Origin of the sequence: Gemmatimonas sp. (assembly GCF_044344655.1) — a bacterium.
Classification (GTDB): Bacteria; Gemmatimonadota; Gemmatimonadetes; order Gemmatimonadales; family Gemmatimonadaceae; genus Gemmatimonas.
This window is the reverse complement of the sequence record NZ_JBIJCN010000045.1, coordinates 1-26,839: the sequence shown is the minus strand read 5'-3', so window position 1 is coordinate 26,839 and position 26,839 is coordinate 1. Positions and strand designations below refer to the sequence as shown.

The 26,839-nt window shown below is 67.3% G+C and carries 16 protein-coding genes; 5 read left to right on the top strand and 11 right to left on the bottom strand.

The features are described from left to right. The 4 genes from ACIQ51_RS11460 to ACIQ51_RS11445 all read right to left on the bottom strand — a co-directional run. Positions 1–1,542, bottom strand: a 1,542-nt coding sequence (locus tag ACIQ51_RS11460) for a type I polyketide synthase (protein WP_396205181.1), incomplete at its 3' end; no start/stop codon positions are given. Between the two features lie 12 nt (positions 1,543–1,554). Further along, positions 1,555–1,827: a hypothetical protein gene (locus ACIQ51_RS11455; protein WP_396205180.1), complete on the bottom strand. Its 273-nt coding sequence runs from the start codon at positions 1,825–1,827 to the stop codon at positions 1,555–1,557. Between the two features lie 9 nt (positions 1,828–1,836). Further along, positions 1,837–2,703: a prohibitin family protein gene (locus ACIQ51_RS11450; protein ID WP_396205179.1), complete on the bottom strand. Its 867-nt coding sequence runs from the start codon at positions 2,701–2,703 to the stop codon at positions 1,837–1,839. Next, positions 2,700–4,376 carry a cyclic peptide export ABC transporter gene (locus ACIQ51_RS11445; protein WP_396205178.1) on the bottom strand — a complete coding sequence of 559 codons (1,677 nt, stop codon included), beginning with the start codon at positions 4,374–4,376 and terminating at the stop codon, positions 2,700–2,702. Before ACIQ51_RS11445 ends, ACIQ51_RS11450 begins: the two co-directional genes overlap by 4 nt. A gap of 150 nt (positions 4,377–4,526) precedes the next feature. Between ACIQ51_RS11445 and ACIQ51_RS11440 the strand changes: the two genes are divergently transcribed. The 3 genes from ACIQ51_RS11440 to ACIQ51_RS11430 all read left to right on the top strand — a co-directional run bounded on the left by ACIQ51_RS11440 (position 4,527) and on the right by ACIQ51_RS11430 (position 17,708). Next, the gene (locus ACIQ51_RS11440; protein WP_396205177.1) at positions 4,527–13,511 is read left to right on the top strand and encodes an amino acid adenylation domain-containing protein; all 8,985 of its coding nucleotides are present in this window, start codon (positions 4,527–4,529) and stop codon (positions 13,509–13,511) included. A 140-nt stretch (positions 13,512–13,651) separates the two neighbouring features. Continuing rightward, positions 13,652–15,880: a non-ribosomal peptide synthetase gene (locus tag ACIQ51_RS11435; RefSeq protein WP_396205176.1), complete on the top strand. Its 2,229-nt coding sequence runs from the start codon at positions 13,652–13,654 to the stop codon at positions 15,878–15,880. A 79-nt stretch (positions 15,881–15,959) separates the two neighbouring features. Then, positions 15,960–17,708, top strand: coding sequence for an NAD(P)/FAD-dependent oxidoreductase (locus tag ACIQ51_RS11430; protein WP_396205175.1), 1,749 nt, complete (start codon positions 15,960–15,962; stop codon positions 17,706–17,708). Here ACIQ51_RS11430 and ACIQ51_RS11425 read toward each other — a convergent pair. From ACIQ51_RS11425 to ACIQ51_RS11405, 5 genes are all read right to left on the bottom strand, one after another. Further along, a complete protein-coding gene (locus ACIQ51_RS11425; RefSeq protein ID WP_396205174.1) occupies positions 17,647–18,381 on the bottom strand; it encodes a thioesterase II family protein in 735 nt (244 codons plus the stop codon). The two genes, ACIQ51_RS11430 and ACIQ51_RS11425, sit on opposite strands and share 62 nt — an antisense overlap. 68 nt (positions 18,382–18,449) lie before the next feature. Next, positions 18,450–19,064, bottom strand: coding sequence for a YcjF family protein (locus ACIQ51_RS11420; RefSeq protein ID WP_396205173.1), 615 nt, complete (start codon positions 19,062–19,064; stop codon positions 18,450–18,452). Between the two features lie 21 nt (positions 19,065–19,085). After that, positions 19,086–19,724 carry a division plane positioning ATPase MipZ gene (locus ACIQ51_RS11415; RefSeq protein WP_396205172.1) on the bottom strand — a complete coding sequence of 213 codons (639 nt, stop codon included), beginning with the start codon at positions 19,722–19,724 and terminating at the stop codon, positions 19,086–19,088. 121 nt (positions 19,725–19,845) lie between these two features. After that, positions 19,846–20,766, bottom strand: coding sequence for a rhomboid family intramembrane serine protease (locus ACIQ51_RS11410; RefSeq protein WP_396205171.1), 921 nt, complete (start codon positions 20,764–20,766; stop codon positions 19,846–19,848). A gap of 48 nt (positions 20,767–20,814) precedes the next feature. Beyond that, entirely contained in the window at positions 20,815–21,855 is a 1,041-nt protein-coding gene (locus ACIQ51_RS11405) for a D-alanine--D-alanine ligase (RefSeq protein ID WP_396205170.1), read from the bottom strand. A 213-nt stretch (positions 21,856–22,068) separates the two neighbouring features. Between ACIQ51_RS11405 and ACIQ51_RS11400 the strand changes: the two genes are divergently transcribed. Further along, entirely contained in the window at positions 22,069–22,494 is a 426-nt protein-coding gene (locus ACIQ51_RS11400; protein WP_396205169.1) for a hypothetical protein, read from the top strand. 36 nt (positions 22,495–22,530) lie between these two features. Here ACIQ51_RS11400 and ACIQ51_RS11395 read toward each other — a convergent pair whose 3' ends face one another. Further along, positions 22,531–23,994 (bottom strand): pyridoxal-phosphate dependent enzyme, encoded by a 1,464-nt coding sequence (locus ACIQ51_RS11395; protein WP_396205168.1) that lies wholly within the window; start codon positions 23,992–23,994, stop codon positions 22,531–22,533. Between the two features lie 39 nt (positions 23,995–24,033). On the opposite strand from ACIQ51_RS11395, the gene ACIQ51_RS11390 reads away from it, so the two are divergent. Next, entirely contained in the window at positions 24,034–26,412 is a 2,379-nt protein-coding gene (locus ACIQ51_RS11390; protein WP_396205167.1) for an Ig-like domain-containing protein, read from the top strand. Between the two features lie 114 nt (positions 26,413–26,526). On the opposite strand, the gene ACIQ51_RS11385 is transcribed toward ACIQ51_RS11390, so the two are convergent. Further along, the coding region (locus tag ACIQ51_RS11385; protein ID WP_396205166.1) for a glutaminyl-peptide cyclotransferase at positions 26,527–26,839 on the bottom strand (313 nt) is incomplete at its 5' end.

The window sequence follows — 26,839 nt, the reverse complement described above, 5'->3', positions numbered from 1 at the left end:
GGAAACGGTGGCCGCCAAAGCCGCGACCGGCATGCTGCTCAACGCACCACCAGGCGCCACCTGCTCGGCCATCTGCTCCGTGAGCGCTCGTAGCGCGCCGGGCGAGCGCGCGGACAGCAGCACGACCGTGCTGCTGGGTGACGGCATCGCGGCGAAGTCCGGTGCCGGTGCGCTCGGCGCCTCCTCGAGGATCACGTGGGCGTTGGTGCCACTGGCCCCGAAGGCACTCACGGCGGCGCGGCGCGGCGCGGCACCGCGGACCCACGGGGTGGACCGGTCGACCACACGCACCGGGAGCGCCTCCCAGTCGACGTGTGGCGTCAGGGGCGTGGCGTGGATCTGGCCCGGCAGCTGCTCGTGCTGCAGCGCCAACACGACCTTCATCACCCCCGCCAACCCCGAGGCGGCCTCGCAGTGGCCGATGTGGGCCTTCGCCGAGCCAATCAGCAGGGGCGAGCTGCGCTCGACACCGTACACGGCGGCGGCGGCGCGAACCTCGATGGGATCGCCCAGCGCCGTGCCGGTGCCGTGGGCTTCGAGATAGCTCACCGAAGCCGGCGACAGCGTCCCAAGGGCCCGACGCATCACCGCTTGCTGCGCGTCACCATTGGGCGCAGTGAAGCCGCTGCTGGCTCCATCGTGATTGACCGCCGAGCCGCGGATGACCGCGAGGATCGGATCGCCCTGCGCTTCAGCATCCGCCAGCCGCTTGAGCACGAGCACCGCACACCCTTCGCTCCGCACGAAGCCGTCGGCCTGCGCGGAGAATGCCTTACACCGTCCATCCGGAGCGAGGGCCCGGGTGCGCGACACGGCCACGGACACGCGCGGATCGAGCAGGAGATTGGCGGCGCCCACGAGCGCGAGCGAACACTCTCCTCGGCGCAGCGCCTCGCATGCCTGATGGAGGGCCACCAGCGACGAGGAACACGCGGTATCGATCGTGAGCGCCGGTCCGCGCAACCCGAGCACGTACGCCAAACGTCCTGCCGCCGTGTTGAGCGGATTCCCGGTGAAGAAGAAGCCGTCGAGCGTGTCGGCGCCGCGCGCCATCAGGAGCGAGGCGTAGTCGTTGGTGGTGGCACCCAGGAAGACGCCCGTGTCCGAGCCTCGCAGTGCCGACGTGCGAAGGCCCGCACGCTCGAGGGCCTCCCATGCCGTTTCGAGCAGGAGACGCTGCTGCGGATCGAGTTGCTGCGCTTCGCGGGGGGACATGCGGAAGAACGCCCGATCGAATCCGTCGATCTCGGCAAGGAATCCGCCGCGATCGACGTACATCGTGCCGGGATGCTCAGGGTCGGGATGGTACCACGCCTGGCGGTCCCATCGACTCGGCGGAACTTCGGTGATGACGTCCTGAGCGCCGCACAGCACCGCCCAATACTGCGCCGGCGACATCGCACCGCCGGGCCAACGACATCCCTGTCCCACGATGGCCAGCGGCGCCGTACGTTCAGCCTCGAGATCGGCCACCTGCTGTTGCAGGGCCGTCACCGCCCGCAACGCGCGTTTGACCGTCGAGTGGGCTGCGGCGTCACTCACCGCCAATCCCTCTCATCGTGGCGGGCGGCTACGTGACGGTGTCGAGGGCGCCGCGCCGCGTGCGGCGGAGGAGGAGGAGGACTCCCGCTTCATCGTAGGACGCGTAGGCTTGGCCGGCACGGACTGCGTCATCAGGACGAAGAAACCGGTGACCAATGGTGTCAGGATTATGGAGGCCCAGAAGAACCCCCAGAATCCCATTCGCGTATGGCGCGCAGCCTGGGCAACGAGCAGGGCCAGCAGGAGATAGAGCGACAGGCCGACCGGCGTGAACAGCAACGACATAAGGGGCTCCTAGTTGGCGCCGTTGAGGAGAAGCGGAAGATTGTCGCGCCCGCTGCCAATCACGATGACCTTGGCATTGGGCGAGGTGGCCAACGCCTCCGTCGCTTGCAGACCACGCCAGCGCAGAATGGAAATCCCCGAGAGTTCTTCGAAGCTGCGAACGCCCCGCGCTTCGATGGCCTTGCGCCGGGCTTCGTCTTCTTCGCTGCGTAGCCGGAACTCGTAGCTCAGCGCATGCTGCTCCGAGACGAGTTTGTCGTTGATTGCGTCCTCCAGATCCGCGGTGAGCCGCAGCTCCTTGAGCAGCACCTTCTCGAGCTTCACCGGGTACTGCGCAATCTCCTGCCGGATGCTCGCCATCACCTCCTCATTCAGCCACTCTTCGTCCCGCGAGTAGATCTCCTCGGGCGTGTGATTCCCCATGACACGACGAATCCCGGCGACGACTTCCGGGCGCAACAACACCTCGCGATAGTCGGGGCCGAATTGTTGATGCAGCTTGGCCAAGTACCCCGGCGCGGGCATATAGCGCGCCGAATATCGGATCCGGAGCGGCAACCCGTTCTGCGCCAGCACCGTGATCGAGTCGCTCATCTCCTGCTGCCGCACGTTGTAGATGAAGAGCTGATCCCACGGCGGAATGATGCGCAGCCCCTCGCGATACACGACGCCGAGGCGCGTCCCCCCAAAGCGGGACCAGCGAATGCCCAACTCGCCCGATCGCACACTGTGCAGCGAGCGATCGTAGAACAGGACTACCACGAACAGCAGGACGAGAAGCCATACCCCGGCGTATACGCTGAAGCGCGGCAGCCACGAACGACGGGGCGCCGGAATCTCTTCGTCGGTTTCGTAGGCGTCATGCGGAATGGTCATGCGCTCGCTCCGTCTGTCGATGGACGCAAGGCGGCCGCCGCGGGCCCCTCCAGTCGTCGCACCAGGCCGTATTCCATGTGCACCACCACGTCTGCCACGTTGAAGTAGCGATCGTCATGCGTCGCCGCGATCACCAGATGCCCCGCCGCGCGCAATCGCGGCATGAGCGTCGTGTACAGGTACCCCCGGAACTCCGGGTCCTGATCGGCCGCCAGTTCGTCGAACAGGCACACTGGCCGGTCGTCCATGAGCGCCACGATCAGCGCCAACCGCTTACGCTGACCCGTCGACAGATCGAGCGTGGAGAAGCGATCGCCCTCGATCTCCAGTTTGCGCTCGAGCTGCATTTCCTCGAGGAGCGCCGCGAACCGGGCTGGCGATGCCTCAAGCAGCCCGTAGAGGCGGTCGAAGAGGTGGAAGTCCGCGAAGACCGGCGCGAACAGCTGCCGATAGTTGGCGATGTTCGCGGCCGTGACCGCCGCGCCACCGACACGAAGCGCTCCCCCCTCGAGCGGATACAGCCCGGACAACAGCTTGAGCAGCGAGGACTTGCCGCTCCCATTGCCCCCCGCCAGAAAGACGATCTGCCCGGGACGCATCCGCAGCGAGACGGGGCCCAGCGTGAAGCTCGCGCCGGCCTCCGTGCGATAGCTGTATTGCACGGCGTCGAGCTCGATCTCGCCCATCGGCAATGCCGGCGCCACCTCCGTGGAGCCACTGGCCAGACTCCATCGACGATCCATGGCGTGATACCGGTCGAGCGCGGCCTCCAGCCGACGGATGGCGCGCGTCGCCTCCTCACAACGGACAAAATGTGACGTGGCATTCACCCACAACGTCTGCGGCCCGATCATGAACAGGATCGCCGTCGTCACCGATGGCAGCGTGTCGGCGCTCAGAAACCGCGGGAGGAGGAACACCACCAGCGCAATCGCCACGTACCACGAGGACTGCGCCAGAATGGTGCGATCCGTGACGAGATTCTTCGCGGCCACCCGCAACCCAGCGCTCTGCTTCGACGCCCGACTGATATCCGCACGCAGCTCGAGGCCGCGCTGCGCATGCAGCTTGGTTTCCTTGAAGCCTTCGATCAGGTGCGTCACGCGGGTGAGAAATTCCACCTCCCGTGAGCGCTCCTCCCGGTGCAACGTCGACGTAGCGTGACGCATCGACTGCATGAGGACCAGGGCCAGCACCATGCAACTCAACGTCACGGCAAAGGCCAGCAAGGAGAGATACGCGATGTACGCCGTCGCGAACAACACGACGAGCAGCGCCTGCAACGCATTCGAAAGAAGCGCCCCCGAATCCGCAAGGAGCATCGCTTCTGCCGTAACCGCATTGAGGATCTCGCTCTTCCCCGTCGACTCCAGCGCCGGCAACTCCGCGCGTCCGAGTTTTTCGATGAAGCGGGTGCGCAAGGTGTGCACGACCTCGCTCATCATCCGGTTCATGGTGCGCGTACTGAAGCGCAGGCACTGGATGTACAGCAGGAGCGCGAGGATAAAGAGCAGGAGGAGCCGAAAATGCGCTCCCGAGGCAATCGGCGCGGTCGCCGCAGCATTGATGATCGTCAGCAGCGCGGCATTCGACAGACTCGAAAAGACCACCGCAAACAACACCGAACGGCGGACCGCCGTGGACTCCCGCAACACCAGCGTCCAGTAGTTCATCGTTACGGTGGGGGCCCCAGTCGAGATCGTTCGTCTCAGAGAAACGGCGCGATGGCGTTTCTCATCATTCACACAGGCAGACTCAACAATAGTATATTATGCGGACACGACGTACGCGACTCTGGCTCCTCCTGCGTTCCCGATTGCCCGGTGCTGACCGACGCCTATGAGCTGACCCCGCTGCAGCTGGCCATGCTCAGTCATGCGCTCTCTACGCCGGGATCGCTCGCCTACTGCAACCAGTTCGAAGCCGAGCTCTACGGGGACGTCGACAGCACACGGCTGCAGCAGGCATGGCACGCGCTCGTTCAGCGGCATCACATCCTCCGCACCTCGTTTCACTGGCGGGACCTCGACACACCGCTCCAAGCGGTGCGGCCGGAGGCGAGCGTACCATGGCGCACCCTGGATTGGACGGATCGCCCCCCCGCACAGCAGGAGCGCGACTGGGCCGCCCTGGTCGCCGAGGACCGCGCACAGCCGTTCGACTTCGAACGGGCGCCCCTGATGCGGGTGCTTCTGGTCCGTCGGGCCACGAACCGTTGGTCACTGTGCTGGAGCCACCACCACCTGCTTCTTGACGGCTCGTGCCTACGTCCGCTCCTGCAGGAGCTGCTCGCACTCTACGGTCACCCCGAGCGGCCGCTGCCAGACCCACCGCAGTTCGGGGGGTACGTGCGGTGGCGTCGGCAACGGGGACCGCGCACGAGTGAGCAGTACTGGCGCGCCACGCTCGCGGGGATCACCGCCGCCACGCCACTCCCGTGGCGCGAAGGTACGGAAGGGCTCGAGCCGCAGTGGGCGGACCAGACCTGCCACGGGACCTTGGACGCCGCCGCCACCGCGGCGCTGCTCGCGTGGTGTCGCCGCCAGCGCTGCACCGTCGCCGCCGCGCTGGAGGCCGCCTGGGCCGTCGTCCTGTCCCGCTACAGCGGCGAACAGGACGTCGTGTTCGGCCAGACCCTCGCGGGCCGCCCCGCTACCCTGCCGCGCGCCGACGAAATCCTCGGGCCGTTCATCAACACGGTGCCCGTCCGTCATTCGGTCACCCCGACGACCACGGTGGCCGAGTTGGTACGGCACGCGCACCGTGCGCAGGGACTGCGGGAGGCGCATGGCCACGAGGGCCTCACCGACGTGCACCGGTGGAGTGACGTCGCCGCCGGTACGCCGCTGTTTCACAGTGTCTTCCTCGTCCAGAACTACCGCGCCGAAGCCCCCTCGCAGGAGGCCGGCGTGGGGTTCACCATCACCCCGGGCGCACTGTTCGACCGCACCGATGTGCCACTCACGGTGCAGTTCACCCCGGGGCCCTGCTTGGAAATCGAATGCGCCTTCGACTCGAGCCGCCTCGAGCCGGCACTGGTCTCGCGCATTCCCGGCCACCTCACCCAGGTGCTCGCCGCCTTCGTCCGCAACGACGAGACGCCCGTCAGCGCCATTGAGCTCCTCACCGCAGCGGAGCGCGAACAGCTCGACCGCTTCAACGAGACCGATGCGCCGATCGACGTCAACACGACGCTGCTCCCGGCCATTGCCCGATGGTGTCGCACCACCCCCGAGGCCATCGCGTTGCGCCACGGCGCAACGGCCCTCTCGTACGAAGAACTCGATCAGCGCGTTGACCGGCTCGCGCGCACCCTGCGCCAGCGCGTACCGACGATCGGCCGCGACCAGCTCGTGGCCGTCCTCGCGCCGCGCTCGTACCACATGCCGCTCGCCATCCTTGCCGCGTGGCGGTGCGGTGCGGCGTACGTGCCCATCGAGCCATCGTACCCGGCCGACCGCATACGCAGCATCCTCGAGGAAGCGCGCCCGGCGGCGGTATTCGTACAACCGGGTGTGCTGGACCCCGCCCTCGAAGCGGCGCTGCGGGCGCAGTATTGCCTGCTGGACCTGACCCAACACGACGAGGTACGCGAATCACCCGAGGCGTCCGACCCGCTCGGCGCCGGGCTCGAGCCCCCGCGTGGCGCCGACTTGGCGTACGTCATCTTCACGTCAGGGTCCACGGGGCGCCCCAAGGGCGCCATGGTCGAACACACCGGGCTCTGGAACCACATGATCTCCAAGCTCGAGACGCTACACCTCGGGCCCACGGATCGGATCGCCCAGAACGCCTCGCATGCCTTCGACATTTCCGTCTGGCAGTTCTTCGCCGGCCTTTGCGCCGGAGCCACGGTGGTCATCTACGATGAAGGCACGATCCTCGATGCCAGCGGCTTCCTCCCCAGACTGCACGCTGACCGCATCTCGGTCCTCGAGGTCGTTCCCTCATACCTGAGCGTGTTGCTCGATCAGGACGAGACGGTGCCGCTCCCGTTGCTGCGCTGGATGCTCGTAACCGGCGAGGTCGTCAAGCCGCCGCTGCTCGCACAGTGGTTTGCGCGGTACCCGGCCGTACCGGCCGTCAACGCCTATGGTCCGAGCGAAGCGGCCGACGATATCACACTGCATGTGATGACCGCACCACCATCGGGCAGTACCGTCCCGATTGGGCGCGCGATCCGCAACTTCCGCATTTACATCTGCGCGCCGAACGGCACGCGATGCCCCGTCGGCATTCCCGGAGAGCTGTGGGTGTCGGGCCCCGGCGTCGGCCGTGGCTATCTCGGCGACGACGCGCGCACGAGCGCCGCCTTCGGCACCGATCCATTCCGGCCGGGCACCGTCCGCCTCTATCGCACCGGCGATCTGGCCTGCTATGCCGACGATGGCTCGCTGCTCTTCATCGGCCGGCGCGATTATCAGGTAAAGATCCGCGGACACCGCATCGAGCTCGGTGATGTCGAGGCGGCCATGGCCCGCTTGGATGGTGTACGCGACATCGTCGTGGTGGACCGCCGCGATCCGCGTGGGGCCTGGCTCGCCGCCTACGTCACGTCCCACGAGGGCGCACGACTGGATCCCGACGTGCTGCTGCGGCAAACCGCGCAGCTGCTGCCCGCGTACATGGTCCCCACGAGTTGCACGCTGCTCGAGGCCCTCCCGCTCTCACCGAACGGAAAGGTTGATCGAAAGCGCCTGCCCTTCGTGGAGCCGTCTGCCCACGTGGCACCCTCGCGTGCGCCGCGCTCACCGCACGAGCAGCAGCTTGTTGCCATCTGGGAGGAAGTGCTGCGGCACACCCCCATCGGTATCGATGACAACTTCTTTGCCCTCGGTGGCGACTCCCTGCTGGCCATGCAGATCGTCTCGCGCGCCGCGCGCGCTGGGATGGCCCTCACCCCGCGGTTGCTCTTCACCGCCCAGACGATCGCGGAGCTCGCCGACGCGGTAGGCAGCGTGGCGACTGGCCCGTCCGACGCACTGCACCCGCCACAACTCGGGCCGGCGCAATACGAGTTTCTGTCCGCCGTCACCGTGGACGCGCATCACCACGCACAGAGCGTCCTCCTCGAAAGTGATGTGCCGCTCCACGCCGGGGCCGTACGCGCCGCACTCGCCGCCGTGGTCATGCGGCACGAGTCGTTGCGCACGCGCTTCACCCGCCACGGTGACGAATGGCGCGTGGCGGTCACCGATGCGCCAGACTTCCTCTGGCGCACGACGGATGTGCCCGCGCCTGCTTCGCCAGACACCGGACTCTGGCCATGTGACGAGGCGGCCACCTCGCTCATGGCGGCCTTCGACCTGACCAGCGGGCCGCTCTTCGGCGCGCTGCACTGTCGACGGGCCGACGGCGCGGAAGCCCTGCTGCTTGCGGCACATCACCTCGTCGTTGACGGCATGTCGTGGCGGACGCTGCTCCACGACTTCTTCGAGGCACATGGCCGTGACGGGCACGCGACAAGCCCGGACAATGGCTCCCCACTGGCCCCACCACCGCCCACGTACGCGGAATGGGCGAGTCGGCAGCCCGTGGCTGGGCCCGTACACACGCCCGTACACACGCCCGTACACACGCCCGCCGCCGGCCTCGTGCAGGACGAACGACACGTGGTGACGCTGCTCGACAACGATGTCGGCAGGCAGCTTGCGCACGAAGCGCATCGGGTGTGGCGCACCGACCCCACCGATCTTCTCGTCACGGCAGCCGTCACCGCCTTCGCCACGTGGAGTGGTACGGAACAGGTCGCAGTATCGGTAGAATCCCATGGACGCGGCGATGATGGACGCTTCGCCGAGACCGTGGGATGGTTCACCCGGACGGATCGGTTCACCGCAGCATCGGGAGCACCGCCTGCCGGTGACGCCGACGAATGGGCGCGACACATCGCGCGTGCGATGGACAGCCGCGCGCAGGTGACGCACGCGGCCGGGCTCATGCCCGCCGCCACGCTGCAGGTGAACTACCACGGACAGATCGAGCATGTGCTGCCCGTGCCGTGGCGCGTCCGCCCCGACTCCCCCGGTGCGGACCGCAGCCCTCGGCAACCGCGGCTCACGCCGTTCGAGCTCACCGCCCAGACGACCGCGCGCGGTTTCGAACTGCATCTGCAGTTCGACGCGCAGGCGCACGACCCTGAGGCCATGGCGGCGCTGGTGCATGCCATCGGCCGCGCGCTGACTGAGCTGCTGGAAGCCGTGCGCACCCTGCCGCCGCATCTGACGTGGGCGGAGGTGCCCGATGCGCAACTCGGAACCAACGAGCTTCTGACGCTGCACGCGCAGGGAGTGCAGCCCCCCACGGTGGACGACGTGTACCTGCTGTCACCGACGCAGCAGGGGATGCTGTTTCATTCCGTCGAGGACCCATCGACGGCGATGTACGTCAATCAGCTCACCGCCGTGCTCGACGGGGCGCTCGACGTGGAGGCCTTTACCGCGGCGTGGCACGCGGTGGCCCGGCGGCACCCGGCCCTGAGCACCACGTTTCACTGGGACGGGTTGCCACATCCCGTGCAGGTGGTACATCGCCAGGCCACGATCCCACTTGCGTTCGAGGACTGGCACGAGCAGTCCACCACGGAGAGTGAGGAGGCCTGGCGCCTCTGGTGTGAGGAGGATCGCGCCCGCGGATTCGATCTCACCCGGCCGCCGTTGCAGCGCCTCCTCGTTGCGCGCGTGGGGCATGCCACGTTCCGCGTGTGCTGGACGCAACATCATCTGCTGCTCGATGGCTGGAGCGCGGCGGTAGTGCTCGAAGAAGTGCTGCAGGCGTATCTGGGCACGGCCCCGCTGGCGCCGCCACCGAAGCCATACCGACAGGCCGTCTCGTGGCTCGCGGCACAGGATCGCGCACAACATCGCACGTACTGGCAGGGGCGGCTCGCCGACTGGACGCTGCGCACCCCACTGCCCGCCGGGCGCGCCGTGCTCGAAGGACAGACCGGACGTTTCGAGGCGCGTGAGCTGGAGCACGCACTCGACCTGGAGGCCACGCGTTCCCTGCAGCAATGCCTGCTGCATGAGCGCCTCACGCTCAGCACGGTCATGCAGGGCGTCTGGGCCCTTGCCCTCGCGCGAATGACCGGTGAGACGGACGTGCTCTTTGGTGCGGTCGTCAGCGGTCGCCCCACGGCACTCGACGGTGCCGATGCGATGATCGGGGTGTTCATCAACACGATCCCCGTGCGTGTCGCCGTCCCGGATGATTCCTCGGTGAGCGAGTGGCTCCGGGCGCTGCAGTTGCAGCAGGCAGAGTCGGAACCGTTCCAGTATGGCTCGCTGGCCCACATTCAGCAGCTGAGCGGCGCCGGCACCGGCGCCCCGCTCTTCGATACGCTGCTCAATGTGGCGAACTACCGGATCGGCGATGCCCTCCAGAATGCGGACGCCGGGCTGGCGATCAGTCATGTCCACGCCTGGGAGCCCAACAACTACCCGCTCACGCTGGTCGTCACGCCGGGCGAAACGCTGACGCTTACGCTGCTCTACGACGCCGGGCGGTTCGATCCACGCACGGCCGACGCGCTCCTGCACCGCGTGGCGCACCTGATCGTCAGGATCAGTTCGGCGCCAGGAGCGGCCGTGGGTACCGTGTCGTTGCTTACCGCCGGTGAGCAGCAGGCGCTGCTGGCCGCAACCACGGCGACGCCGCAGCCGATGCCGCCCCATGAGACGGTGTGGCAGGCGATCGCAGCGCATGCCCGGTCCGCCCCCGACCGCCTCGCGGTATACAGCACCAGCGCACGACTGTCGTACCGCATGCTGATCGCCGCCGTCGAGGAGCGCGCCACCGTACTGCGCGCCCGGGGCGCCGAACGAAACAGCCGGATACTCGTGGAGCAGTCACGGGACGAGCAATTGCTCGTGACCATGCTCGCCTGTTGGCGCATCGGGGCCGTGTATGTGCCCATGGATCCCGCGTGGCCCGCGGCCCGTCGGACCTTGGTGACCGAGCGCGTGCACGCCGCCGTGCATGTGCGCAACGACACGCTGGATCTCCCGATCGGGTCCACCACGGTCCCCGCGCTCGAGGCATCGAACGGAGACCCGGACGATGGACCGCGACGTGACGCGCTCGCGTACATCATTCACACGTCCGGCTCGACTGGGGTACCCAAAGGCGCCATGCTCGCGCACGACGGGCTCCTCAATCACGTCACGAGCATGATCGAGGAACTCGCGCTCGATCACACGAGTGTCGTGGCCCAGACCGCGTCGCAGGGATTCGACATCTCCCTCTGGCAGCTGTGCGCAGCGCTCGTGGCCGGCGGCACCACGGCCATCTTCGAAGACGCGCTCGTCCTCGATCCGCCCGCCCTCCTCGCCGCCATGCGCGGGGCCGGCGTGACGGTCATGCAATGCGTGCCGTCGTATCTGCGCCTGCTCGTCGACCAACCGGAGCTGCCGCAACTCGATCGCTTGCGCTGGGTGGTATCCATCGGCGAAGCGCTGCCCCCTCGCCTCGTCGAACGGTGGTTCGAGGCCTGCCCGCAGGTCCCGCTGATGAACGCGTACGGCCCGACCGAAGCGTCGGACTCGGTCACGCATCATGTGTTTAACGGGCCACCATCAACACCGGTGGTGCCCCTCGGACACCCCATTCGCAACATGGGGTACTTCCTCGTCGATCCTGCTGGACGCCTCTGTCCACCCGGCGTGATCGGCGAGATCGTACTGACCGGCATCGGCGTGGGTCGAGGATATCTGTTCGACGACGAGCGCACCCTCGCCGCCTTCGCTGACGATCCCTTTGTGCCTGATCGGCGCATCTACCGTACCGGCGATCTCGGGTTGATCGACTTTGACGGGCGGCTCTGCTTCGCCGGACGTCGCGACGGACAAGTGAAGATTCGCGGGCATCGTCTCGAGATCGGCGAAATCGAAGCCGCGCTCGATCGCGTACCGGGGGTGCAGGAAGCGGTCGTGCTCGCGCAGCGCGATGTGCACCCCGGTGCGCACGACGCCACGGTCCTCGAGGCCTTCGTCGTGCCCACCGCAGGGGTCAGCTGGACCCTCGAGGCGCTGACGACCGCGCTACGGCCGCAGCTCTCACGCGCCGCCATGCCAGAGCGGCTACGAGTGATGCCCGCGCTCCCCAAGTTGGCGAGCGGCAAAGTGGATCGGCGCGCGCTCGCCAATCTGGCCCCCTCCACCGAGACCGTCAGCGATGCCGCGGCGGCAATCCGCACAGCCACGGCGGCCAGCACACCCCTCGAGGCGCTTGTGCAGCACGTCTGGCAGACGGTCCTCGGCCACGCATCGGGACTCGACGAGAACTTCTTCGCCACCGGTGGACACAGCCTGCACGCCCTGCAGCTCGCCGGCGCGTTGGCCAAAGCGAGCGGCGTGCGCCTCGACGTGGGCGACATCTTCGCCCTGCCCACGATTCGCGGACAGGCAGCGCTGCTCGAACACGGAGGCGCTGGTGACATCGACCGGGTCATCGATCGGCTCCCCGACGCGGTCGATTACCCGGTCACCCCGGCGCAACAACGCCTCTGGCTGGCCAGTCGGACCAGCGAAGGCGCCCGGGCGCTGCACATGCATGCGCGCTTCCGAATCCATGGGCCTCTGCAGCTGGAGGCGCTGACCCACGCCGTCGCACGCCTCCTCGACCGCCACGAGAGCCTGCGGACCACGTTCATGGTACGTGCCGGCACCCTGCGACAGCGCGTAGCACCACACGGGGCCGTGCACGAGGTGCTCACCATCCACGCGCACCGTGGTGTCGTCGAGGACGCGCTTAGCGCGCCGCTGCCGCTCGATCGGGGGCCACTGCTGCGGCTACATCTGTGGCCGGAGTCATCCGGACGCCACGGGTTGCACCTCGTGCTCCACCACGTGATCGGCGATGCACACTCCGTGCAGGTGCTGGTGCGCGACCTGTTGCACGCCTATCGCGCCATTGGCGCCAACGACGAACCTGACTGGGAACCGCTCGAGGTGCAGGCCCGCGATGTGGCCGCGTGGCTGGCCGGGCGGGCGGCGGCCACCCATGCGGCAGACGAAGCGTACTGGTTGCGTGTACTCCATCCACGACCCACCCCGCTACCGCTCGCGCGTCGTGCGGGGGGCTCCGAGCATCCGCCGCAGGTGGCGCGCCGAACCATCACGATCGATGCCGCCGTGGTCTCACGCCTCCAGCAGACGGCCCGCGCTCAGCACACGACCCTCTTCACGATCCTGAGCACGGCCGTGGCCGTGGCGCTCCACGAGCACACGGGGATGCAGGACATGGTGCTGGGCACGCAGCGGTCACTGCGTCAACACCCGACACTGCACGGACAGATCGGTCTCCTCATCGACAGCATTCCCCTGCGCGTGGCCGTGAAGCCGCACGACACCGCGATCGAGCTCGTACGGCGTGTGAGCCGAGTGGTTCGTGATGCCATCACACACGGCAGCATCGGCTACGACCGAATGATCGACCTGGCGCCGTCCAGCGGCGCACAGTCTGCCGCACCGCTGATCGATGCCGTCGTGCAGTACGTCACGAACGGAGAGCCGGTGCCGGTACCCACCGCCACGACGCTGCAAATCGAAGACGTCACTCCCCCCGTCACGACACTGCCGTATCCGCTCGTGGTGGAGGCAACGGATGGCATCGACGGATCGCTCCAGATAGAGTGCAGCGTGGATAGCACGGTAGAACCTGCCGTGCTCGAGACGCTCGCCTCGCAATTGCCACCGCTGCTCGAGTGGCTGACTGCCCCTGATGCATCGCCCCTCGCGTCGCGACCCAACGCCGCACCGGCTCGACCGACTCGGCCCGCGCGCCCTCGCATTTCGCTGGACCTCACGTGACCACTTTTGTCATCGACGCGGATCGGCCATCGTCCACCGCCGCACCTCCGTTTCCGGGATTTCAGCCGAATGGCGCCTCGGCGGAGCGTGTCGCGCTGGGGCATCCGTGTGCGCCCCCGCCGGCACCTGAGCAGGCCGCGGTGGCACTGCTGCTCGTGCTGTCCCGCTATGCCGCGTCGCCCGCCGTACCGCTGGCGTTGCACGGACGGACGACGCGCTTCACGATCGATCCCGACGCGACGGCCGCAGGGTTGCTGTCGTCGATGGTACAGGCCCTGCAGCAGGTGCGGGTGCCGGATCCTGCGTTTCCGCCGCGTGATCAGGGCCCGCAGCGCGGGCACGTGGGCTTTTCCGTGCGCGACGGCGACGGCCCGGCGGCGTCATGCCCCGATGGCGCGGCGTGTCTGTATTTGCAGGGTGAGGTGCTGCAGCTGGTGGTCGATCCGGCCTGGATCCCCGAGCCGCTCGCTCAGGCGATCGTCCGTCAATTGGGCATAGCGCTCGCGTGGGTCCGCGACCATCCCCACACGCCCGTGAGCACACTCGACATCGTCGCGGGCGAGGATCGGACACGCGTGACCGCGTGGTTCAATGACACCGATCGCGTCAATGGCAGCGACGAGGCCACGCTGCACGGCCTCGTCCTCGAGCAGGCCGCCCGCCATCCCGACGCGACCGCCGTGATTGCCGGTGAGATACGACTGAGCTACGCGGAGCTGGTGGACAGAGCCGGGCATCTCGCGGCGATCCTCCACACCCACTATCGAGTCCGGCCCGGGAGCCGTGTGGGGATCATGGCAGGGCGCACCGAGTCCCTCATCATCGCGTTGCTGGGCATCCTTCGGGCCGGCGCGGTCTATGTGCCCATCAATCCGGGACATCCGCCCGAACTGGTCGACTACATGCTGACCAACGCCGGCGCCGAGGTCCTGCTCGTCGATGCCGAAAGTGTGGCCGGTGCGGGCTTGTTTGGGGGGCAGCTCGCCGTCCTCGAGGTGGAGTTGCACGACGACGGGACGCGCCTCGCCGCGCCCCCCGTGGCAACCGCGAGTGACGATCTCGCCTACGTCATCTACACCTCTGGCTCGACGGGACGCCCCAAGGGAAGCGCGGTGTCACATGGCGCCATCGTCAACACGATCTGCTGGCGACGCCGCTATTACGAGTTTTCCGGTCGTGATGTTGTGCTGCAGGTGCCGTCGGTCGCGTTCGACAGCTCGGTGGCCGACATCTTCACGGCCCTCGCGAGCGGTGCCACGCTCGTGATGATTCCCGAGGAACGCCGGCTCGATGCCCGCTTTGTCCGCGAGCTGTGTGATCGGCACCACGTGACCACGGCGATTCTCACGCCGGGATACTACCGCCTGTTGCTCGAGTCGCTGTCCGGCGCCACCAGCCTGCGCATTCTCACCGTCGCCGGCGAAAGCGTGAGCCCGGCTCTGGTGGATGCCCATGCGCGCATGCTCGCCCACGTGACGCTCGTCAACGAGTACGGGCCCACCGAGGCGGCCGTCTGCACCACGGCAACGCCACTCACGTCTCCCGTTTCGTCAGTGTCGATTGGTACGCCGATCGACAACATGCAGGTCCATATCCTCGATGCGACCGGACGGCTGTGCGGCATCGGGATGCCCGGTGAGCTCTGGCTCACCGGCCGTGGCCTCGCGGACGGCTATGTGAATCAACCGGAGCGTACCGCGGAGCGATTCCGCCAACACCGCATCGACGGGACGGTGCGACGGTTCTACCTGACGGGCGACCGCGGGTGCTGGCGTGCCGACGGCCTGCTCGAGTTCTTCGGTCGAGTGGACCGGCAGGTGAAGATCCGCGGGTTTCGCGTGGAACTCGACGAGATCGATGTGGCCCTCGGTGCCATCCCGGGCGCCCGCCACGGCGCCGTCGTGGCACGGCCCGATGCCGCCGGTGAACTCGAGCTGATCGCCTTCGTCGAGGGCGACGCTCTCTCCCCGGCGAGCGTACGCGAGCACCTCGCCCGCATGCTGCCTCACTACATGGTGCCGGGGGTAGTCCGCGTGCTCCGGGCGCTGCCTCTGACCCCCAATGGCAAGGTCGATCGGGCCGAGCTCCTCGCGATCGAGGAGCATGCCGATCTGGCCCATGGTGACCAGGAGTGCCGGTCGCCGTTCGAACAGCAGCTGCGCCAATTGATGGAAGAGGTCCTGCAGCGCCCAGCGCTGCGCGTGACCGACAACTTCTTCGACGTGGGGGGCAACTCGCTGCGGGCCATGGAGCTGACCACACGCCTGTGGAAGGACCTGCGGGTAGTCCTGCAGATCGGGGATCTGTACGAGTGGCCGACGGTGCGGCAACTCGCCACGTTTCTAGAAGGCACACTTCCATCGCCCTGACGTTGCGTATCGCCCGGCGCCCGACAAGCACCCCTGCATGTAGTGGTGCTGGCCCATCCCTTCTTCGCTCCTCTCGCGCATGATCGCTCCCTCCTCATCTCGCACCTACGACCTCGTCATCTGCGGCGGCGGCCTGGCTGGTCTCGGGCTCGCTCGGCAACTGCGCCTGAGCGGCAATGCCCTCTCCATTCTCGTGCTGGATCCGATTGAACGGCCGCTCCCCCATGCCGGCTTCAAGATCGGCGAGTCGACGGTAGAGATCGGGGCGTACTACTACCATCACACGCTGCAGATGTACGACTATCTCGAGTCCGCCCATCTCGAGAAGCTCGGCCTGCGCTACTTCTTTGGCAGCACTGGTGACTTTGCCTCGCGCCCGGAATACGGGGCACGACGCTTCCTGCCGGCCAAGTCCTATCAGATCGATCGCGGGACCTTCGAGACCCGGCTGCGCGAGCTCGTCGTCGACGACCGTGTCGATCTCGTGGAGGGGGCGCGCGTGCGCGATATCGACATCGACGAGCAGGAGGATCAGCCCCACACCGTGCACTGGATCGATGCCAACGGGATCGAACATCAGACGCGCGCGCGCTGGGTCGTCGATGCCATGGGCCGCCGTCGATATCTCCAGAGCCGGCTGGGACACATGAAGAAGGCCCCGCGGCCGCGAAACTCCGTCTGGTGGCGCGTGAAGGGCAAGGTGTCCGTCAACGACTGGGTGCCGCGCAGCAACGTGGAATGGCACCAGCGCGCAGAAGACGACCGGTGGCAGTCCACCTGCCACCTCATGGGTGAGGGCTACTGGGTCTGGATCATTCCGCTCGCCCCGGACAACACCAGCATCGGCATCGTGGCGCTCGACGACGTGCACCCGTACCACAGCTACGGTCCCACGCCGGAAAAGGCCATGGAGTGGCTCCGCACCCATGAGCCCGATCTCGCACGCGCCATGGAAGGGCATGACGTGATCGACTTCGGCCGCCTCAAGAGCTACAGCCATTCCTCCACCCGCGTCATCTCCGGGAAGCGGTGGGCCTGTACCGGCGTCTCCGGGGTCTTCGCCGATCCCTACTACTCCGTCGGTACCAATATCATTGCGTACAGCAATGGCTTCATTCAGCGCCTCATCGAGAAGGATCAGGCCGGAGAGCCGCTCGAGGAGTACGCCGAGTACGCCAATCGCTACGTGCTCACGCTCAACGATGCGATCACCGAGAACATCAGTCGCGGCATGCGCAATCTGCGCGTGGGCCCGGTGACCGCGCTCAAGACGATCTGGGACTACTACATCGGGTGGGGGACCTCCGACCCGCAGTACTACCACGAACTCTATCTTGATCCGGCGCTCGCCCGGGCGATCAGTGGCCTGGTGTCACGTGTCGTGGTCACACAGGCGCGTATGCTCGCGCTGTTCGAGACGTGGGGACAGCACACGTCCCAGCGGCGCGTCCAGTTCGGCTACATCGATTACATCGATGATCTGCCCACGCTCAAGGCCATGCACCTGCGCACCCTGCCGCACCGTTCGCCCACCACCGTGCGCGAGCAACTCGCTTACATGCGCGACGCGGTCGACCGTATCGAAGAAGTGGCCCAGATCATTTTCCGGATGGCCGTGCGTGACGTGCATCCGGACGAGTATCCGCGCATCGCGTCCTCGTGGATCAACATCGAGGCGATCGGACTCGACCCGTCACAGTGGGAGTCGGCGGGCCTCTTCCGGCCGCGAAGCCAACCGCGGGATTTCTCGGCCCATGAAGCCGAGTTCAGTCGATTGTTTCGCTGGACCGAGGAGGAGGCGTCGGCGCTGGCAGCAGCGTCGTCCTGATGTCCTCCAGCAGCGCGTCGCGACAGGCCGCCAGAAAGAAGTGATCGCCGTCGAACAGACGCATACGGAAGCTGGCCGCGGTGTGCAGTTGCCACCCGGCCAGCAGCTCCGCGGGGACATCGGTGTCGTCGGTACCACCGTAGACCGTGACTGGCCACGGCATCGCCACCGGGTGCTGCGGCACGTATCGCTCACAGGCCGCAAAGTCCGCGCGGAGCGTGGGCAGGAGCAACGCCATCAACTCGGGATGGCGCAGCACGGCGTCGGGAGTGCCGTTCAGCTTGCGAATCTCCTCAAGAAATTCGTCGTCAGGGAGCTGATGAATCGGCGCCCACCGGCGTGTGAACTGAGGCGGCAAATAGGACGACAGGAAGAGATGGCGGGGCGGCGAGGCCCGTATCGCTGACAACTGCTGCAGCAGTTCGTAGGCGAACAACGCTCCCATACTGTGCCCGAAAACCGCGTACGGCAGGTCGAGCAGAGGGAGCAGCTCCAGCGCCAGCTCACGCGCCAGCTCCCGCAAATCGGTCAGTGGCGGCTCGTTGAACCGCTCCTCCCGACCCGGCGGTTGGATGGCGTGCACCGCGATCGACTCGGGCAGGCCAGCCCCCCAGGTGCGATAGACACTGGCTCCACCACCCGCGTACGGAAGACAGAACAGGCGGCACGACACCGCGCCTTGGGTGCGAGCTGGAAGAATCCAACGGGACCGGCGACGATCGCCGGCGCCGGGCACATCCATCACGCGCACGCCGGCCCCTTGGCCAACGCCTCACGGAAGTGCGCTTCCGCCTTGGCGGGATCAAGATCCAGAAACGTCCCCCCCGACTCGAAGTGCATCACGAAGACCCGGCCCAGGGCGTACGTCGCGGCCGCGGCCATCCCCGGCAGCACCAGCAGCCCTGCCACCGTTCCCACCCCCGGCAGCAGCTTGATCAGGCTGCCCATGCCGCCGGCGAGACTGCGCTCGAGTACCGTGGCCATCAAGGTGGCCGCGACCGACTTCGCCGCATCGCGATTGAAGGCGACGCCATAGTGGGCGGCCAGCGCCGTCATCATGTGCAGCTGCACCGTGGCAACGCTCGCCAGATCCACTCCGGGCAACGGGACAAGCCCGGCGCCCGCAGCCCACGGCATATGCCGCCGGACGATCTGCATCGCCGCGTCCGTCTGTGGGCGCGACGGCGACGGCACACCATCACTCGCCGGCAACGCCTCCGCTGACTCGGGAGCGGTCGGTTCCGCGATCACGACCGGAGCGGCCTCTGGAACCGCCCCCTCAATGAACGCATCAGCGTCGAGTCGACCCGACGTCTTCGACGCGCGGGGCTTCTTTACAGCGCGAGTGATTGGCATGGCGACGAAGGAATGACCGGTTCAGGAAGAGAGGGCAGCCAGCACCGCGCGCAGCTCCGAGATGGCCTTGGCGTTGGCCGGTCGGTACTCGGCTACGCTCAGGCCACGTCCGAAGGCACTGCTGAATACGCTGCGGTGGCCGATCGACGGGGCGAGCATCGTCAGCTGGGGATACTCGGCGACCATGGCACGTGTGTCGGCATTGTCCTGGCCGCTGCTTTTTGCCCGGTTGAGCACGACCAGCACACGAAAGGGATGCAGTGCCTGCGCCTCCTCGATGACCTCCACGACGTCATCGATCGCCCACAACTCCACCGACTCCGGAGCCACGGGCAACACCAGCACATCCGTCACCAGCAGGGCCGAGCGCAGCGCGCTGGAATCCTTCCCCCCGACATCGATGACCAGGTCCTGATACTTCGGCCGAAGCAGACCGACCTGTTGACGCAGCGTCCGGGCGTCCTCGAGCACGATGCAGGGCACCGGGGGTTCCTGACCAGACTCACCGCGAACCGCAATCGCCTTGCTGACGCTGGTCTGGCGTGGATCGCCGTCGATCAACAGCGTGTCGACGCCGGCTCGGATGCGCTCCACGGCGACGTTGAGCGCGAGCATGCTCTTGCCAACGCCGCCCTTGGTATGGCCGAACGTGAGGATCATGGGCTGGGGAGCGAGGACCGTCGTCGCGCCACTCGGCGTGGCGACTGCGGAAAGCTGCTACCAACGCTCTCCGTGCACAACGGCTGAGTACGTCTGCCCCGCCATCGCGGCCGTCACCGACTCACGGATGCAATTCGCGGAGCCGCTTGCTCCACTCGTCGAGCATCATCCGCTCGGCCGTCGTGAGGCTCTCCAGCCCCTCGGCGGCAATCTTGTCGAGCACCGCGTCGAGGGCCGTGCCGGCCACCGGCGTCGCCACAGTGGCGGGCGCCGACTGCGGCGTGGGCGCCGGCCGCACGCGCGCCATGGCCGCCTTGCTCTGCGCCACGATCTCGTCGCTGTCGCGCTCACGAGGACGGCTCGTCTTGGGCACCGCACGCGGTGGCTCATCACCGTAATCCGGCGCCGGCGTGACGCGACGACGGAACCGATCGAGGCTCCCCGCACCGGGCGCGCGGAGGTACACCCACCCCGCCACCATCCCGCCAAAGTGCGCCGCATACGCGGTACCACCCGCGCTGCCACTATCGAGCACCGTCATCGTGATGTTGATGAGCGCCATGAAGGCCACCAGCCACTTCACCTTCATCGGCACCACACCGAAGAACAGCACTTCGTCGTCGGGCCAGCGGCTCGCGTACGCCACGGCCACGCCGAGGATGGCCGCCGATGCCCCGATCAGAATGCCGCCATTCCGCTGGAACATGTAGTGGAAAGCCCAGCCTCCGAGCCCGCACCACAGATAATACCAGGTGAACGTGCCCGCGCCCCAGCTGCGCTCCACGCGCGGACCGAACAGCCACAGCGTCCACAGGTTGAGCAGCAGGTGCATGAGGCCACCGTGCACAAACATGTACGTGGCGATCGTCCACATCGACCCCGACGCCATATCGCCGGCCGCATAGCCGAACCAGTTGGCCATGTTCGCGTCGCCCACCAGCGTGGCCTGCACGAAATACACGGCCACGCACAGCCCGATCAGCCAGTATACGGCGCTCGGGCTACGCGAAGTCTCGAATTCGTCGTAGGTGACGTAATTCATCTGGAATCAACGAGGGCGGGGCAGCTGGCGATCCAGCAGATGCGCGACTTACTGGCGATCCCGTCGCCGGGCGAGGGCGAGCCGCACGATCTGCTCGCACAGCGCAGGAAAGCTAATCCCCGCAGCCGCAGCGGCCTGTGGGATGAGACTGGTGGGCGTCATGCCCGGCAACGTGTTGGCTTCCAGACACCACGGCTGACCGGCAGGGTCCAAGCGGAAATCGATCCGCGCGTACCCGCCCAGCTTGAGCGCCGCAAACGCCTTGGTGGCGTGCTCGGCCAGTCGTTGCTCGACGTCCGGCGATAGTTCGGCCACAAACTCCTTGGCCATCCCCGGCGTGTACTTGCACTCGTAGTCGTACAGCTCCTTGACCGGCTGGATCTCGATCGTGGGCAGCACCCGGTCCCCCAGGATACCCACCGTCAGCTCCTGCCCCGCTACGAACCGCTCGATCATCACTTCGTCATCGTACCGGAACGCCTCGGTCACCGCTGCCGCCAGCGCGCCCGGCTCGCGAACGATGCTGAGCCCCACCGTGCTCCCCTGCTTGGAGGGCTTCACCACCACCGGCCACGCGAGGGCGCGCCCCACCTCGTGAGGGTCGAGGGTGGTCACGTCGGTCGGCGCCATGAGCCAGTCCGCGGTCGACACCCCGGCCGCCCGCAGCACCACCTTGCTGAGGTGCTTGTCCATCGCGAGTGCGCTCGCCAGATGCCCGCTGCCGGTATACGGCACCCCCGCCATATCGAGGAGTGCCTGCACGGTGCCGTCCTCCCCCTGCCCGCCATGCAGCGCGAGAAAAACGCAGTCCGCCTCGGTCACTTCCGGCAGGGTGCCCAGCGTGGGCGACAGCGACCGACTGGCCAGCCCCTCCAGTGCATCGAGGCTGGGGGGCGCACTGCCCACGCCCGCCGCCAGCAGCATCCGCTCCGTCTCGCGCGTAAGCACCCCCTCGGCCGGATCGAGGCAGATCACCTCGTGGCCACGCTCGCGGAGCGCGACGGCAATGCGGAGGCCGCTCGACAGGGAGACATCGCGCTCGGCGGAGACGCCGCCAAGAAGCACCGTGATTCGCAGTGGGCTGGGCATGCTGCAAACTACAGGTGGCGGCGTGCAGGAACCACAGTCCGAACAGATGAGTGTCCGGCCGTGCATCGCCGCCAGACGTCGCAGGGCGGTGACCAATCTGGCCGCTCGGGGGTTGAACTCCGGAGTACAACGGCGCAGCGTGCAACGCCGCGGAGTACCGCGCCGCGGCGTGCGGCTCCGCTTTCACCGTGGGTGGATCCACGGAGGTCCCCAATGCCCGCCAGTGCCACCGCCAGATTCGCGGCGCTTGCCATGATGGTCGTCCTGGTTCTCGCTGCCTGCGGCAACCCGTTCGGGAGCGACGCGGAGCCCTCGCCTGAGCAGGGAATCGACGCCGGAGCACTCCGGGTGAGCGTGGACCGGTCCGCCCGGACGCTGACACTGCGCAACACCACGGAGTTCGTGGTGGGGTACATGATCGTGGATAGCGAGATGGCCACGATCGCACTCTTCCCGCCGTGCGGCACGACGTGCCTCCGGCTCATGCAGGGCGACAGCGTCGTGGTGCCCTATTCGGCGATCGGCGGCTACACCGCCAACTCCAGGCGCGCCAATGTGCTGTGGTTCAAGTACCAGCGTGGCACCGACGGCACACTCGTGCCGATCGAAGGGATGAACGTCGTGGAGGTCGCGCTCTGATGAGGTGTGCGGCGCGCCTGTCGGCGCGGCCACACCTTACCGATGCATGAGGTACTCGAGCACGTCGAACCGGGTCACGATCCCCTGCACCACGCTGTCCTTGCGCATCAGTACGGCACGATTGCTCTTCGACAACAGCTTCGCCACGCTCTCCACCGGGGTATCCGCCTCCACCACCGGGAACGGCTGATCCATCACATCGCTCACCGACTTGTCGAGCGCTTTCGGGTCGGCCAGCGACTCCGTGGTGAGCCGCGACTCCGCCACGCTCCCCACGCACACCGCCCCGTCCATCACCGGAACCTGACTCACGTCGTGCAGCGCCATGAGACGAATGGCCTGCCGCACCGTGGCCCCGGTGGTGACACTCACGATGGCAGGGGCGCTCGCATCCTTCTTGCCCAGCACGCTCTCGATGCTCGTGTGCGGCGAGTCGAGCAGCTGGTTCTCGCGCATCCACTCGTCGTTGAACACCTTGCTGAGATACCGCTCGCCGGTGTCGCAGAGAAAGGTGACCACCATTGCGTTCGGGTCATCGAGGCGACGCGCCACGGTCAGCGCGGCATGGGCGATCATTCCCGCACTGCCCCCCACGAAGATCCCCTCTTCTCGTGTCAGCCGGCGCGCCATGGTGAACGCGTCCTTGTCGCCCACCGAGATGAACTCGTCGATGATGTCCATGTCGAGTGTGGCCGGTACACAGTCCTGCCCCACACCCTCCACCTTGTACGGCGCACCCGTGGGGTGGCCCTCGCCCTTCGTGCGCCACAACTCTGCCAGCACGCTCCCCTGCGGATCGGCGGCGATGATCTTGATGTTGGGGTTCTTGCTCTTGAGATAGCGCGCCACGCCACTGATCGTGCCGCCGGTACCCGCGCCAGCCACGAAGTGCGTGATGCGCCCGCCGGTCTGCTCCCACAGCTCAGGCCCCGTCGTGGCCACGTGCGCCGCCGGATTGGCCGGATTCTCGAACTGCCCGGCCAGCACCGCGCCCGGCGTTTCGCGCACGATGCGCTTGGCCATTTGCACGTAGTTCTGCGGATGATCGGGCGGCACAGCGGTGGGGGTGATGATCACCTCAGCCCCGAACGCCTTCAGCAAACGCACCTTCTCCTGACTCATCTTGTCCGGCATGGTGAAGATGCAGCGGTACCCCTTGAGCGCCGCCGCGATCGCCAGCCCCACGCCCGTGTTGCCGCTCGTGGCCTCCACAATGACACCACCCGGCTTGAGCGTGCCGGCCGCTTCATGCGCCTCGATCATCGGCATGCCGATGCGGTCCTTCACGCTACCGCCCGGATTGAAGAAGTCCGCCTTGCCGTAGAACGGCGTACGGATCCCCTTCGCCACGCGGCTCAGGCGGATCAGCGGCGTCCAGCCGATCGTGTCGAGGACGCTGTCGTAGGGCGCGCGGTGCCGCAGCTGTTCAACAGGCACGGCGGTGGCAATGGGCATGGTCGTCACGTCGGTGGGGAGCGAGGTGGCCATCGTGGGTGTCATGGGTGTATGCTGAAATGTATACCGCGACCCACCCCTTCGATGCGCTCTCATTCGCCGCGCGACATCACGTCGACCACCCGTCTCACCGCCGCGCTCACCGTGGCGGCCATCCTGCTAGCGGGGTGCACGTCCGACGGCACCACCGGCCCCGGGCCCACGCCCACCGCCGTGCGGGTGGAAACGGGGAACAGTCAAACCGGCGTGGCCGGTGCGACGTTGCCCACCCCGCTGAGCGTGGTGGTCACCGACCGAGACGGCGCCCCCGTACGCAGTCGACGCGTGGATTGGGACGTGGGCGCCGGTTCGGGCTCCGTGGCTTCCACCAGCAGCACCACTGACGCCCGCGGCGTGGCCAGCACCACGTGGACGCTCGGTACCACCGCCGGCACCGCACGGGTCACCGCGCAGGTGAATGGCGTCTCGCCGGCCACCTTTACCGCCACGGTGCTCCCCGGTCCCCCCGCCGCGGTGGTCGCCCTTCCCGGGTCCGCATTCCTGGGCGTCGGCGACACGCTCCGCGTGCGCGCCACCGTGCGCGATCAGTTCGGAAACGAAGTTGTTGGGCAGAGCGTCGACTTCTCCTCGCTCGATGGCGGCACCGCCTCGGTCAACAGCGGGGGGCTTGTGACGGCGCTCGCCCCCGGCAACGCGCGCATCGTGACGAGCACCGCCGGACGTGCGGACACGGTGCTCGTGACCATCGGGGCCGCCGGTACCGCGCCCTGCGGCCCGGTACCGGTGCAGCAGCCTGCGCTCGGACAGCTGATCGATCCCACCGCCACGGGAACCAGCGCCCTCACCACCTGTGTCGCCGCACCACTCACCGGCTCGGCCGAGTTCGCACTCGCCCTCATTTCCACCAGCACCAGCTTCGGCAACACCACCGTTGCGGACGTCCTGGGTATCGGCACCAACGGGCCGGTCACGAGCGCCCTGCTGTCGCCAGCGATGGTCTTCCCCGCCGCCGAGCTGCCCGACGTGCAGACGACTAACGCGACCCTCACGCCCCACCAGCAGTTCGAACATCGCCTGCGCGAGACCGAACGCCGCGAGCTCGGGGCACTCCTCGACGGCGCGCGCGACACCTTCGGCGCCGCCGCGCAGCCGCAGCGCACGCAACGCGCGGTCGACGTGACAACGCCGCGGACGTCGCTCACCGCCGTCACGGTGGGCGACGAGGTCAAGCTCAACGCCAATGCCAACGTGGCCTGCACCAACGCCGACACCCGCACGGGACGCGTGGCAGCGGTCGGGACCAACGCGATCATCGTGAGCGACAAGGAGAACCCGTCGGGCGGCTATACCGACGCGGAGTTTGCCACGGTCCTCGCCACCTTCGACACCCTCGTCTACCCGCTCGACACCACCGCCTTCGGAGCCCCCAGCAACATCTCGAAGTATGGCAAGATCATTCTGTTCTACACGCGGGCGGTGAACCAGCTCACCCCCGCCAACGCCAGCTTCACGATCGGCGGCTTCTTCTTCGCGCGCGACCTGTATCCCAAGACCGCGCGCAACGGGCTCGCCGCGTGCACCGCGTCGAACGAAAACGAGATGTTCTACCTGCTCGTGCCCGATCCCACCGGCACGATCAACGGCAACCGCCGCGAAAAGGCCGAGGTGACACGCCTCAACCTCACCACGATTGCCCACGAGCTGCAGCACCTCATCAACGCGTCGCGCCGCCTCTACGTCAACACCGGTGCCCAGACCAACGAGACGGTGTGGCTCGACGAGGGGTTGTCGCATCTGGCCGAGGAGCAGCTGTACTTCCGCATCGCCAACTACACGTCGCGGCAGAACCTCGTGCTCACCGATGTGAATGGTACGCGTGCCACCGACTTCACCACGTACGCGTCACAGAACTTCTCGCGCTTTTACAATTTCCTGATCAGCACGGAAACCAACTCGCCGTACGCTCCCAACGACTCGCTCGCCACGCGAGGCGCGATCTGGAACTTCCTGCGCTTCGCCGCGGCGCGGCAAGGCGCGAACGGCGAGGCGGCATTCCTGCGGCAGCTCGTCAACTCACGCGTGACCGGCGTGGAGAACCTGCAGCAGGTCCTCTCCGGTGGGGCCTTTGCCGACTACCTGCGCGACTGGTCCGTGTCGGTCATCGCCGACGACTACAGCGCGGCCACGCGCGACGGCCTCGGACCACGCTATACGAATCCCGCCTGGAACTTCCGCAGTATCTATCCGGGGCTGCGCCTCGCCGGGGGGGCGGCGCTGGGCGTCTATCCCGTGCAGACGCGATCGCTGCTCAGCAACGTGCCGCAGCGCATCACCCTCGCCGGCGGCACCAGCAGCTTCGTGCGCTTCTCCGTGCCGGCCGGCCAGCGCGCGCTCATCTCGCTGTCGAGCAACGGCGCGCTGCCGCCGGGAACGCTACGCTACGGGCTGGTGCGGCTGCGCTGAGGTGGTGAACTCACGACTGAACACTTGTTCTGACCACTGAAAACTCCCCGGGACATCGCGTGATCCCCGGGGAGTTTTCAGTGGACAGTGACAGTTCTCAGTTGTCAGTCTCGCTCACTTCGCCTTGAGCCGGATCTCATAGAGCTTCGGCCACAGCTTGCCCGTCACGTGGATCCGGTCGGTGGCCGCATCGTAGGCAATGCCGTTCAGCACGTCTTCCTTGCCCGTCCGATCGAGCGACGGGAGAATGCCGGTGAGATCGATCCACCCCGTCACGGTACCGGTGTTGGGGTCAATCCGTGCGATCGAATCCTTCTGCCACACGTTGGCCCAGATCTCGCCTTTCACCCATTCCAGCTCGTTGAGCTGCGACACCGGATTGCCCCGCTCGGTCACCGTCACCGCACGCTGTGCCGCGAAGGTCTTG